This is a genomic window from Ferruginibacter sp., from assembly GCF_049840995.1.
Taxonomy (GTDB): domain Bacteria; phylum Bacteroidota; class Bacteroidia; order Chitinophagales; family Chitinophagaceae; genus Ferruginibacter.
In genome coordinates this window covers 21,280-34,377 of record NZ_JASGIP010000004.1, presented here as the reverse complement: position 1 = coordinate 34,377, position 13,098 = coordinate 21,280, and the positions used below count along the sequence as shown (strand labels likewise).

At 40.8% G+C, this 13,098-nt stretch carries 13 protein-coding genes; 5 read left to right on the top strand and 8 right to left on the bottom strand.

Translation table 11 applies throughout. The annotated features are described in order from the left end of the window. Window positions 1–89: 89 nt before the first annotated feature. Window positions 90–1,757, bottom strand: a complete 1,668-nt coding sequence (locus QM738_RS10930; RefSeq protein ID WP_462276750.1) for an OmpA family protein — start codon at window positions 1,755–1,757, stop codon at window positions 90–92. 287 nt (window positions 1,758–2,044) lie between these two features. On the opposite strand from QM738_RS10930, the gene QM738_RS10925 reads away from it, so the two are divergent. After that, window positions 2,045–3,007, top strand: a complete 963-nt coding sequence (locus QM738_RS10925; protein WP_462276749.1) for a polyprenyl synthetase family protein — start codon at window positions 2,045–2,047, stop codon at window positions 3,005–3,007. Window position 3,008: 1 nt separating this feature from the next. Beyond that, complete coding sequence (gene recJ / locus QM738_RS10920) at window positions 3,009–4,715, top strand: single-stranded-DNA-specific exonuclease RecJ (RefSeq protein ID WP_462276748.1); 1,707 nt, start codon at window positions 3,009–3,011, stop codon at window positions 4,713–4,715. Here recJ and QM738_RS10915 read toward each other — a convergent pair. From QM738_RS10915 to QM738_RS10890, 6 genes are read right to left on the bottom strand one after another with little or no spacing between them, the layout of a single operon-like run. Then, window positions 4,672–5,793, bottom strand: coding sequence for a hypothetical protein (locus QM738_RS10915; protein ID WP_462276747.1), 1,122 nt, complete (start codon window positions 5,791–5,793; stop codon window positions 4,672–4,674). The genes recJ and QM738_RS10915 overlap by 44 nt on opposite strands. Then, window positions 5,790–6,497, bottom strand: coding sequence for an NRDE family protein (locus QM738_RS10910; RefSeq protein ID WP_462276746.1), 708 nt, complete (start codon window positions 6,495–6,497; stop codon window positions 5,790–5,792). Before QM738_RS10910 ends, QM738_RS10915 begins: the two co-directional genes overlap by 4 nt. Then, window positions 6,485–6,988 (bottom strand): hypothetical protein, encoded by a 504-nt coding sequence (locus QM738_RS10905; RefSeq protein WP_462276745.1) that lies wholly within the window; start codon window positions 6,986–6,988, stop codon window positions 6,485–6,487. The genes QM738_RS10910 and QM738_RS10905 overlap by 13 nt, the downstream gene beginning before the upstream one ends. A gap of 2 nt (window positions 6,989–6,990) precedes the next feature. Further along, window positions 6,991–7,380, bottom strand: coding sequence for a DoxX family protein (locus tag QM738_RS10900; RefSeq protein WP_462276744.1), 390 nt, complete (start codon window positions 7,378–7,380; stop codon window positions 6,991–6,993). 2 nt (window positions 7,381–7,382) lie between these two features. Next, window positions 7,383–7,844, bottom strand: a complete 462-nt coding sequence (locus QM738_RS10895; protein ID WP_462276743.1) for a YHS domain-containing (seleno)protein — start codon at window positions 7,842–7,844, stop codon at window positions 7,383–7,385. Window positions 7,845–7,855: 11 nt separating this feature from the next. Continuing rightward, entirely contained in the window at window positions 7,856–8,752 is an 897-nt protein-coding gene (locus QM738_RS10890) for a hypothetical protein (RefSeq protein WP_462276742.1), read from the bottom strand. 226 nt (window positions 8,753–8,978) lie between these two features. Between QM738_RS10890 and QM738_RS10885 the strand changes: the two genes are divergently transcribed. The 3 genes from QM738_RS10885 to QM738_RS10875 all read left to right on the top strand — a co-directional run bounded on the left by QM738_RS10885 (window position 8,979) and on the right by QM738_RS10875 (window position 11,011). Then, a complete protein-coding gene (locus QM738_RS10885) occupies window positions 8,979–9,524 on the top strand; it encodes an RNA polymerase sigma factor (RefSeq protein WP_462276741.1) in 546 nt (181 codons plus the stop codon). Continuing rightward, window positions 9,525–10,274, top strand: a complete 750-nt coding sequence (locus QM738_RS10880; RefSeq protein WP_462276740.1) for an anti-sigma factor — start codon at window positions 9,525–9,527, stop codon at window positions 10,272–10,274. Window positions 10,275–10,342: 68 nt separating this feature from the next. Beyond that, complete coding sequence (locus QM738_RS10875) at window positions 10,343–11,011, top strand: methyltransferase (RefSeq protein ID WP_462276739.1); 669 nt, start codon at window positions 10,343–10,345, stop codon at window positions 11,009–11,011. A gap of 47 nt (window positions 11,012–11,058) precedes the next feature. Here the strand turns inward: QM738_RS10875 and htpG are convergent, their stop codons facing one another. Beyond that, a complete protein-coding gene (gene htpG, locus QM738_RS10870; protein WP_462276738.1) occupies window positions 11,059–12,939 on the bottom strand; it encodes a molecular chaperone HtpG in 1,881 nt (626 codons plus the stop codon). Window positions 12,940–13,098: the final 159 nt, after the last annotated feature.

Genomic DNA, 13,098 nt, shown 5'->3' with positions numbered 1-13,098 from the left:
ATTGCCTTAAAACCAGCCCCATAAAAAAGCCCTCCCGAAACCGGAAGGGCTTATCATTGAGCAAAAAGTGAAAGACTTAAAAATCTATATTAGTTAGATTTAATATCAACTGTGTTCTCAGTGTCAGGATTTACTTCGCAATTGGTAGTGATCCTGTCGTTAGAAATACCACCGGTTTCAACCAGGTATTTCCTGATAGCGTCAACTTTTTTGTTGCAGCTGTTCTGAGAAGCTTTAGAAGTACCTGAGTAACCAGTGATGGTGATGCTGCAGGTTGGGCTTGCTTTTAATTTAGCTGCTACTGTAGCCAGTAAAGCTTTGTTATCAGCGTTTAAAGAGATCGCACCTTTCTTGAAAGTAAGGCTAGGCAGATCAGTTGGGCAATTTCCTTTACCAGTTAAAGTACCATTGGCCAAACCATCTTTAATTTCTTTGCAGCATGCAGGTTCTGGGCAGTGACCTACGCCATCAGCGTCAACAGGCTGGCAAGAAGTTGGAGTGATCAGTTCTTTATCTTTACAATCAGGAACACCATCACCATCAGTATCTCTTGTTACACCGTGTGTATCAACCGGGCAACCAGCTGGAGTATTTGGCTCCCTGTCTAAGTGATCGCAAACTCCGTCACCATCAGCGTCTGGGCATTCAGGTTTAGGGATCTTAACATTGCGGTGGTGCATTAACTCGTCGTATGCATAATCCAGTGGGTTGTTCCACCACAGTGGTTCAACAGATTTAGCACCCAGGTTAAAGTTCAGGCCGATTGAAGCATAGTTATATGAATCGAAATCACCGGTCAATGATGCATCGCCCCATGCCTGCTCCTGCCATTGCTGACCATCTAACAGATCATCTTTGGTGAAGGTCCACCTGTCTTCGATAGCCAGGTTAATTCTTTTACCTAATTTAAATGCAACACCTGCCAATACAGTACCGGAAGGTTTCAATGTATTTTTACCGATTTTAGGACGACGATTTCCCTGGCTTTCTGCCGGAGTTTCGTAGGTTTTATCCATACCGTCTTTCAGTGCTTTCAGTATGTCTTTACGGTTTTTGTAAGTTATATTGTTAATACCGTTAAACAAAGACCTGTAATTGTTGCCGTTTCCATCTAGTGCATTTACATAAGTATTGTATAAAGTTGCACCTATACCACCACCACCATACAGAACGATGCCGGTTTTTTGTTTGTGGAAACGAATATTATTCAAAGTAACAATACCCTGTAAACCCAGGTCCTGCACTTTAGTTTTGTAGTTGTAAAAAACCTGGTCGGCAGTTGGAGAAGTTGTACCTGCACGATCTGTGTAGGAAATTACACCATTACCACCCCTTTCAGGAGAGAAATAGCGTTTACCTGCCGGCAGATTTAAATTCCAGGCTTCGTTCTTACCGAAGTTGTTGGAACCTACCCAGTTTAAACCTTTACCAACAGCATTTAAATATTGAAGACGCAGTGAAAATACGTATCCTAATGCTTTTCTTACATGAACGGCAAAATTAGGAGCCGTAAACGCTCTTGCAGCTACATCGCCACTTACAGTGAAGATACCGGTAGAAACACCGATCTCCCACATATTGCGTGGTTTAGCAGGGAAATTGTAAGATTTATTCCAGAATTCGTTCTGCTGAGGCATCCTTTTAGCAGGAATTACAGAGGAATCATAAACACTTCCACTTCCGCCTACCTGGGCAAAAGACCCAAGCGCCAGGAACATGAAAGCGCTTAATAATAATTTGTACTTTTTGCTTGTCATAACTTAATGATTAATAAAATTTCTAAATGTGTACGAGTTGATTTTACTGCAAAAATATCAAATGAGCGTTACAAACCAAATTTTTTAATATTTAATTTTGGTTACCAAAAACTCATAAGGTATTGTTTTTAAATAGCTAAAGACGTAGTATTCTCACAATTCGTTGCATTAAAGTTAAATTATTTCTTCTTACCCGAAATATTTATTTTCATCCTTTGTAACAGCACAAGCCTGATAAAATAATTTGACAGAGCTTTTTACTGGCTTATATTGCCTTCATTTTGTGTATGAAATTTGTAACTGATATCATTGGAGAGGAGCTGGGTATTTTTGAAAAAAAGTTTGCCGGTGCTGTTAAAAGCAGTACGCCTTTGCTGGACCGGATAATGAAATATATCATTAAGCGCAAGGGTAAACAACTGCGCCCCATGTTTGTTTTTTTAAGCGCCAAACTGCACGGGTCCATCAACGAAAGCACGTACAGGGCCGCCGCCCTGGTGGAATTACTCCATACAGCCACCCTGGTACACGACGATGTGGTGGATGAATCGCTGGAACGGAGGGGCTTTTTCTCTATCAATGCCATCTGGAAAAATAAGATCGCCGTACTGGTGGGTGATTACCTGCTTTCCAAAGGTTTGCTTTTATCCACGACCAATAATGATTTTGAGCACCTGCACATACTTTCTGATGCCGTTAAACAAATGAGCGAGGGTGAACTGTTACAGATAGAAAAATCACGCAAGCTGAATTTAGAAGAAGATATTTATTTCGAGATCATCCGCAATAAGACCGCTTCCCTCCTTTCGTCTGCCTGCTCCGTAGGCGCTTACAGTACCAGCAAGGATGAGCATATCACTGCCAAAATGAAATTATTTGGCGAAAAAGCCGGGATCGCCTTCCAGATAAAGGATGATCTTTTTGATTATGGGCAGGAAGATATCGGCAAACCTACCGGCAATGATATCAAAGAAAAAAAACTAACGTTGCCACTCATTTACACCCTCAATAAAATTGATGCAAAAAAAAGAAGGGAACTTATTTACATCATCAAGAATGAGAATAAGAATCCCGAAAAAGTAAAGCAGGTGATCAGCACGGTGGAGCAAAGCGGCGGCATTGCCTATGCAACAGAAAAAATGTACCAGTACAGGGACGAAGCGTTGAAAATATTGTATGAATTTAACGATGGCCCGGTACGCAAAGCATTGGAACAACTGGTAAGGTATACCACCGATAGAAAATACTGATATGATGGAGAAACGCTGGAAAATATTAGCTGCCGATGAAAACAAGGTAACTGCTCTGCAGCAGGAACTGAAGATCAACAAAACCATTTGCAACATTTTGGTGGAGAGAGGGATCGATGATTTTGAAAAAGCCAAAACCTATTTCCGGCCACAACTGCAAGGCCTGCACGATGCCTGGCTGATGAAGGATATGGACAAAGCCGTGCAGCGCATTGTTACTGCCTTTGAAAAAAAAGAAAAGATACTGGTGTTTGGCGATTATGATGTGGATGGTACCACCAGCGTGGCAACCATGTTCCAGTTCCTGTGCAAGATCTATGAACCTTCACTGCTGGATTTTTATATCCCCCACCGGTACCGCGAGGGTTATGGTGTAAGCAAGATGGGAATTGATTTTGCGAAGGAAAATAATTTTTCTCTCATCATTTCGCTGGATTGTGGTATTAAATCAGTTGACCTGATCGCTTATGCAAAAACACTAGGCATTGATTTTGTGGTGTGCGACCATCACCTGCCCGACAGCATTCTTCCCGATGCGGTGGCCATTTTAAATCCCAAACAAAAAGATTGCAATTATCCTTATAAAGAATTGTGCGGTTGTGGTGTTGGCTTTAAACTGATCACGGCACTGGCACAACATTTTAATATTGAAGCCGAACATTATTATTGTTACCTGGACCTTGTGGCAACCGCGATTGCTGCTGATATTGTGCCGATGACCGGTGAGAACCGCATCATGGCTTTTTACGGACTGCAAAGGATCAACAGTGATCCCAATCCCGGTATCAAGGCATTGATCGAGCTGGGAGGCATTCAAAAAAAATTATCCATCAATAATGTGGTGTTTGTGATTGCGCCAAGGGTGAATGCTGCCGGGCGTATGGACGATGCCCGCAAGGCAGTGCAGTTGTTCATTGAACCTGATTATAAAAAAGCACTGGAGTTTGCGGCTATGCTGCACAGTGATAACAGCGACCGCAAGGAAGCTGACAGCAGTATTACCGAAGAAGCCCTTGCGATCATTGATGCGGATGATGCATTGGTGAACAGGAAAACCACCGTGGTTTTTAAAGATCATTGGCATAAGGGTGTGGTGGGCATTGTAGCCAGCCGCATGATTGAAAAATATTACCGCCCCACGGTGGTGCTTACACAAAGCGGAGATGTGGTGGCAGGGAGTGCCCGAAGTGTGCCGGGTTTTAATTTATACGAAGCTGTGCATGCCTGCCGCGAATACCTGTTGGGTTATGGTGGGCATTTTGCTGCAGCCGGCCTTTCTCTACTGCCGGAAAATGTAGAAGCTTTCAGCAATAAATTTGAATCGGTGGTGGCTGCCACTATTGAGGAACATTTGCTGGTGCCCGAGATCATTATTGATGCACCGGTTTCATTTGCTTCGCTGAATAATTCCTTTTATAGTATCATCAGCCAGATGGAGCCTTTTGGCCCCGAGAATATGCGACCTGTTTTTGTTGCAAAAAATGTTTGGGATACGGGCTATTCTAAAATTGTGAAGGAACTGCATATTCGTTTTGTGGTAAAGCAGGACAATGTTACTTTAACCGGCATTGGTTTTAATATGGCCGAAAAATTTCACCTGCTGCAATTAAAAAAACCTGTAGACATTGTGTTTACCATTGATGAAAATGAATGGAACGGCACCACTAGCCTGCAACTGAAAGTAATTGATCTGCGCCTTTCGGAATAGCTGCCCTGTTATCAGCACTGGTTTTCTTTGCCTGTTGTTTGAATTTTTTATTGATCTCTTTTTCTATTTGCTGCAGCTTTCTCCCTTCTTTAAATGAAAGATAAGGTACCCCGTTTTTATGATTTGCAGCGGCGATGTTGTATAGCAATTTCCAATGTTGTAAAATGATCTTCCATGCCTGCCAGATAGTTTTCCGGGGATCGTATATATGCGTTGGCTCGCTGCCGCTACCATTTAATTCCACGATCATAAAATTTTTCCCTTCGTACAATTCTTCCCAGCTGTTGAACTTAATATCATACCTGCCAAAATAAAAAGTGTTATAGGCTTTGGATATGCTGTCTATCACAGTTTCCAGTTTTGCATTATTGTAATGCGTAAGATCAGTGAACAGGGAACCTCTTGCGTGATTACCGATCTCGCTCAGTAAAAATCTGTTGCCCGCTGCTGGTATGGTATGCAATTGCGCTTTATATTTTTCAAACAAAAAATGCCGCTGGTAATAATAGCGGGGCACGGCTTCTATCAATTCCTTTACGGTATGCGCACCATCACCTTTTATCTCCATAGTGCTTTTGCCAACAATTCCACTGATAAATCCTTTTGCTTCGCCAGGCAGCCGGCAATAAAAAACACCGATCTCGTTTTTGAAAGGTATCGCTGCCTGTATCAAATAATTTACGGGCGATTTTTTATGATAATTCCTTAACCCGTTTTCGTTCTCCACTTTTTCAACTCCTCTTCCTTTTCCGCCAATATCGGGTTTACAAAAAAATGGGTAGCTGATGCCGGATGTATGTAATTGCTCTTTTACCTGCTCATAATTTTCAACTTGTGCTATCAAAATAGTTTGCGCAACAGGCTGTTGCGCTAATTGATTATGAATGGTGAATTTTGATTCGGCCAGGTAACCTCCATTTTCCATTGAGGGATTTGCTGCTGTTACAAAAAATGGTGTACGTGCTTTTATTGTATAGTAAATATATACCGGCGTTACAGGAGCATATACCAGCCATTGCGGCCAGTACTCCCAATGTATCACTTTGTGCAACCAATATCTAAACCTGTTCTTTTTCAATTTAATAATATTTGCTGTTGATATTGCATACCTGTTTTAAGATCAACATGTTTTATTACCGTTGCCTGTTGCGTAATTACTGCCTGAGATATGCTTAATGTACTGCAGCCTCCCGGTCTTTCTATCACCATACCATTTTGCTTATCTGTATTTTTATAATTGCTGTGAAAGTGCAGTAATGCTTCGCTGTTAATGATTTGCTGCTGCATAAATTCCGCCAGCCATTCTTTTCGCAATTGCTGTATGTTTTCTTCATAAAGTGTTGCAGAAGAAAATATGTGGGCATTAGTTTCCTGCATGGGTAATACATGTTTGTTCATTCCATCCCATACCAGCCTGTATAAATTTTTATTTTCAAACAGTATTATAGAAAATGGTTCGATAGTATGCATGTTTTCGTTATCGAAATAATCCAACATATTTTGTGCTGCCACCAACTGCAATAGAATAACACCCCGGCTTTTTGCATAACCTGTCTTTTTTTGATGGCGGGTAAAGGCCCCATTGAATAACATGGCTGCATTTCCCAGGCTATCGGTTGCAAACCAGGTACCACCTGCTTTATTGTCTTTTGCATAAAAGATCTCTTTTTGCAAAAGTTTTTGCCGGGTGATAAAATGTGGCGTATACCTGTTGGGATCTTCATCACGGTTGAACGTAAATACATATCCATCTTTTATAGGCACATAACTTACTGTACACATAGTTTCCTGTATTTTAAGGTAGACGCCGCCACGCCAAATTCATCCGGCAGATCAATATTGAATGCCGATTTATAGCCGATCTTTATCAATGCCAGGTGATGCACGGTGTGCTCGATGTTATAAATAAATTCCCGGTAAAAGTTTGTTACTGTTGTAATGCATTCATCATCTTCGGTACTATAACCTGTACTGAGCAATAGCTTTTTATCCGGCCGGTTAAGCTCTTTAAGCAATACCTGCATTTGTTCGCCTGCAAATGTTTTATCGGTCTCTATTAAAAAATCACGCCTGCGGTTCTCATAATTAATATTGCCGCTGGAATATCCTGTCATCATTTCCTGGAACAATTCAATTATATGCCTCACATGCTGACCAATGGTTGCATTACCCAGCAGTGCGTTTTTAAAACTGTACTGTTCTGCCGTGATCAATTGCAGCGCCCTGTTTGTTTGTGTAAACAGGTCGTTTACTGTGTGCAATAAAGCGTGCATGGTTAAAATTTTAGTTTTAATAATGCAGGTATCTGCCTGCGGTAGATCAATACCAGCGTTGCGCAGCACAATAAAGTAATTACTGCATAGATGAAGAGCAACGGGTCCCCATCAAAATAAATACCTACCTGGCTATTGCTAAGATGAAAGAAAATAGCGCCGCACATTAAGCCTGCTCCCAGCAATGCACCGAGTAGCGCAGTGCGGTTGATCATCAATAATATACCGGCGATCAATTCAAATACACCTACGGTGATGCGTCCCCATGGTTCCATTCCCAGGATGGTGAATAATTTTACCGATTGCGGGTGTGCGGTAAATTTAAAATAGAGTGTCTGCAGCATTATTACGGCCGGCACTATTCTCAGTATCCAAATAAAAATCTTGTTCATGATCATTTAAAAATGTTTACCCAGTTTTTATCTGCTTTGGTTTTTAAATTAGTTTCGTCATTATTCCATTTGGTAAGTGTATTGTTTACCCAGCTGTGATAAAACAGGTACAGTTTACCATTTACTATCTTAAAAGTTTCAGGATCTATTTCCACTTTCTCTCCTTTAGCGCCCATTGCATAAGCACACCAGCCGCCATATTGTGGTTCATATTTTTTCCAGTCTTTTAGAAATAGTTCCTTGTTATCATTGTTGCTGAAATAATACACAACTCCTTCTGCGCTCGCCGAAAATTTTTTATCGCCTTTTATTGCTTTGCCCTGGTTAAAGTAGGCCACTACATCATAGCCATTCACTGCCACTGCATTCTTATCAATGTTGAATTGTGCTTTACGCACCGCCTGCTGGGCATTTGCAAAAAGACTCCCCATCAGCAACAGGGTTGCTGTTATTAACTGCTTCATGTTGGATTATTTTAAAATGAAATTTTGTATTCTATTCCTGCTGTAAATTCTCTCGTTAAGCCATCCGGCCTTATCTGCCTTACCACAAAAGGTGCTGCTATGGATAGTTCTATACTGTTAGACCTGTTGATGAAATATTTTCCAATAATATTTGCGTTAAGTGTTAATCCTTTTGAACCTGTAAGCTGCTGCCTGTTTGTATTGCCATCTTCGTAGCTATCATTACTTAAATGATAAACTGCCAGCAGGTTGGGTTTAAAAGAAAATTTACTCCCGGCTCTCTTAATATTATAAGCTGCACGCAGCAATACATCGCTTTTTCGCCTGAATTTATTGGTGGAAGAAAAATCGCCGGATGATGAATTTTCTTTTATGAATGTATTTTCATTCTGCCGTGTCAATGGTATTTGCCATGCATTGGTGAATTCCCATTTATTGATCTGTACATTGCCGCCCAGTAACAGATCGTACGTACCCAATGATGCCTGGTAAGCCATAGGTAATGGTTGTCCACCAGCTTTATCATTAGATTTTGTAAGAGGTATCTTTAACCCTGCCAATGCAGTAATACTTTTTTGCTGCGTACTGTTTTGCCAGGCTTTATAAGAAATATTCGTGAACACATCTCCTGCATTAAAATTATGGCCGAGTTTGCCCGATGCATAATTCGCAACCAGCTTTGTATCCCACAGCAGTTTTTTGTGCAACTGCATTGAATACGTGATATAGGTACTGTTAACAAAAGTATGTCCATCTGCAACACCACTTATATTACCTAGTGCAATACTGTTTTTATGAGCGCTTGTACCAGCATATTTCAGGGAGCAAAAGCCGGCATCGCTGCAACCCTGCGCCTGCGTTTTGGAACCAGCTGCTAGAACAAGTATAATAAAGCAATACCGTTTCATACTGTTATGGTATAAATAATGCAACAAAAAATAAATAATTATAGTGGTGATGGTACCTGTGTGCAGGCATATTCAGGAAAGCAGTATCCCTAAACGCTTATACACTGGTTTTGATTAAAAATATTCAAGCTATGTACAAGAAAAAAAGAATTCCGGTTTTTTGTAGGTAAAAAATTTTTTTACAACGACAGTTACCTATATTTTTATAACACACTTCGCCTTTTCCTTGAGTAATACAACATCATATACCGAAACAGACCTGGTAACGGCACTTCAAAAGCATAGTAAAAGCGCTTTTGAATACCTGTACCATAATTATAAAGGTGCGTTGCTGACTGTAATAAAACAATTGATTGATGATGAGGAAACTGCCAGTGATGTATTACAGGAAGTGTTTGTTACGGCCTGGAAAAATATCAACAAGTATGATGCGGCAAAAGGAAGGTTATTTACCTGGCTGTATAATGTTACCCGCAATTGCGCCATCAATACCACCCGGAGTAAAGCATATAAATCGCAGCAAAAAAACGATTCGCTGAGCAATTACGTTAATTATACCGACAACCTGCCGGGGCAGGAGTTGAACATTAACAAAATTGGCTTACGCAAACAGGTGCAGCAATTGAGGGAAGACTATAAAAATGTGCTGGAATTATCTTATTTTAATGGATATACGCACGAGGAAATTGCAAAGATCCTGGGCATTCCGGAAGGAACCGTAAAAACAAGATTACGAAATGCGCTGATCGAACTGCGAAAACAATTTTTGTAAATGAACAGTAATGAATTTATAACATCCGGTATTATTGAGACCTATGTAATGGGGCTTTGCACTGCGCAGGAAAAGGCGGAGGTGGAAAGCATGTGCCTGCAATACCCCGAAGTACAAAGTGCTGTTCTTGCTTTTGAAACAGCGTTGGAAAAACAATTTATGGATAACCCCAGTTCCACCACGGCTGCATTGGATGAAAAAATACTTTCCTCACTCAGCGAACTGAATACGCCTGTTATCCCGATCGCATCAAAAAAGATGAATTGGTGGAAGCCTGCTGTTGCAGCCAGCCTGGTATTGCTGATCGGCAGCACTGTCTTCAATTATACACTGTACGATAAAATAAAAAAGCAAGACCGCTTACTGGCAGAAAAAGAAACCGCCGCTGCAACATTGCCAACCGACGATTACAACATCCTTAAAAACCCCGCTATCACTCCTGTGGCCATGAACGGTGTGGGGCCTCATACTATTTGCAGATGCACTATGTTCTGGGATAAAAAGACCAACAAGGCTTATATCATGATCCATCACCTGGCCAAACAAAAGCCCGGTAATAATTACCAGTTGTGGGCCACTGTAAATGGGCAACCTGTGAGCGTTGGTATTATCGACGACACCATCCGCGACCGCTTTATAGCAGTATCCAACGTGCCCGGTGACGCGACCGGTTTTACCGTAACGCTGGAAAAAGCAGGCGGCGCTGCAACTCCCACTACAGATCAAACCTATCTTGTAGGAAGGATCTGATCTTTTGAAATTACACTCCTTACAATTTATTTATCAAGCATACAGCCTTCTGCTTATCTTTATCCATAGTGAACTTATTCAAATACATACGATACTTTTTTTACCTGGCGTATAACTGGAACTTTAAGATCGCTGCGCATATCACCAGGAAAGAGATCAAGGGAGAGAAAAAATACGGCATTGATACCACTGGCGCAGATGAGTTAGGATCGCTGCGTAAAAAAGGCATTGATACCGATCATTCCACGATCTATATGCCGGTGAGCTATGATGTGCTGGAAGATGTTTTTGACCGGGTAAAAGCAAACAATCATACTCATTTTTTAGATATCGGTTGTGGCAAGGGAAGAACATTGTGTGTAGCTGCTTATTATGATCTTAAAAAAGTTACCGGTATTGATTTTTCAAAAGCATTTTGTACAGCCGCAGAAAAAAATCTTTTACTTACAAAAAATAAATTTCCGCAACTGCAGTACAGGGTATTTAACAATGATGCTTTTTATTACGAAATACCTGCTGATGTGGATTGTATTTTTATGTTCAACCCCTTTGATGAAGTTATCATGAGTGGCGTGGCAGAAAATATATTGACCAGTTTTGAGGAACACCCCAGGAAGATCAGTTTGATCTATGCAAACCCATTGCATAAAGAAGAATTACTGAACATAGGATTTAAAGAAGTATACCATACTAAAAAAATGAATTACCTGGAAGCAGTGATATTAGAGCTACAATAAAAAAGGGTTACTGTTTCGTAACCCTTTTTCTATTTTAAATTCTTTTATCAATTATTCCCCATCAGTTCTACACTGCGGTTGATAAAGTTAGTGAGGCTGCTGCCTTTTAATAATCCCTGCGACAACAATGCAAGGTCGGCAAGATTGTGCACCAGTTTTTCCTGTTTTGTTTTTTCTCCTTCGGCAAGGATGTTTTTATAAACAGCATGGTTGCCATTTACTGTTAGTGTAACCTCGTCGGGCATGTTGGCATAAAAGGCGCCCATTCCGCCTGCTCCCTGCATGGCTGCCATATCTTTCATACGGCGCATGAACTCAGGTCGGGTTGCAACTACCGGTGGTGTATCATTGCTCAATCCTTTTACTTCCACGGTCACGTTCAGGTCAGGAATTTTTACGCCAAACAATTCTTTCAGTTTAGCTTCGTCATCTTTGCTCAGCACACTATCACCTCCCTCCTGTTTATCGATCAGGTTATCGGTAATATCACTGTCCACCCTTACAAACTGTACCTTATCCCATTTCATTTCCATCTGCTGTATAAAGCCATTGTCGATGATGGTTTCCATTTTCACCACTTTATAGCCTTTGGCTTCGGCCTGTTGTATATAAGCGTCCTGCTGCACCGGGTTGGTGGTGTATAAAATGATAAGATAACCGTCTTTATTTTTCTGCAGGGTTTCTGCTGCCAGCCTGTATTCTTCCAGCGTATAGAATGTATCATTCTTTGCATCCTGCAGGATATGGAATTTGTTGGCCTTTTCTAAAAATTTTTCGTCGGTCATCATACCATACTTAACAAACAGGCCCAGGCTTTCCCATTTCTCTTCAAACTGTTTGCGGTCGTTCTTAAATATCTCTTCTAGCTTATCGCCCACTTTTTTGGTGATATGACTGCTGATCCTTTTTACATTCTGATCACCCTGCAAATAACTGCGGCTTACATTGAGTGGTATATCCGGGCTGTCGATCACACCATGCATCAGCATTAAAAATTCCGGAACGATCTCTTTTACTTCGTCCGTTACAAATACCTGGTTGCTATACAGCTGTATCTTATCTTTCTGTATCTCGTAACTCTGTTTGATCTTGGGGAAGTAAAGAATACCGGTAAGATTGAATGGATAATCCACATTCAGATGGATCCAGAACAGCGGTGTTTCGCCGTAAGGATATAATTCTTTATAAAAATTGATATAATCTTCGTTCGTTAATTCTGATGGTTTCTTCGTCCAGGCCGGTGAAGGATTATTGATCGATTTTTCTTCCGGTGCTGTTTCGCCTTCTTTTAATTCTTCCGGCTTCTCATTCACATCTTTAAAATAAATCGGCACAGGCAAAAAGCGGCAGAATTTCTGCAGCATTGCTTCAATGCGGTATTTGTCTAAAAACTCTTTGCTTTCTTCATTGATGTGCAATACAATGTCCGTTCCCCTTGTATCTTTTTCCACTTCTTCCAAAGTAAATTCGGGGCTGCCATCACATTCCCATCTTACCGCTTTGGCACCTTCTTTAAAACTTTTACTGAACACTTCCACTTTATCGCTTACCATAAAGGCTGAATAGAAGCCCAACCCGAAATGACCAATGATATTATTCTCATTCTGGCCTTTGTATTTTTCCAAAAATTCTTCTGCACCACTAAATGCCAGCTGGTTCAGGTATTTGTCCACTTCTTCGTCTGTCATGCCCACACCACGGTCACTGATAGTGAGTGTCTTTTTTTCAGCATCCAGCTTTATATCGATCCTCAACTCGCCCAGGTCGCCTTTTGCTTCGCCTATCGAAGACAAGGTTTTCAGTTTCTGGGTAGCATCAATAGCATTACTTACCAGTTCCCTTATAAATATCTCGTGATCACTATATAAGAATTTTTTAATAATGGGAAAGATGTTCTCGGTCTGTACCCTGATATTTCCTTTTTGCATATGATTGATTGTTATTATTTATGGCCTTTTTGTCAAACTGAATGCCAGTTTTTTTTCGCTGACAGGATGGCAAATTGTTAATAAATTCTTTACACCAAAATTACTATTAAGAGCCTTTATGCACCTACATTTGACGCCTGATTTTTACTTACACAAACT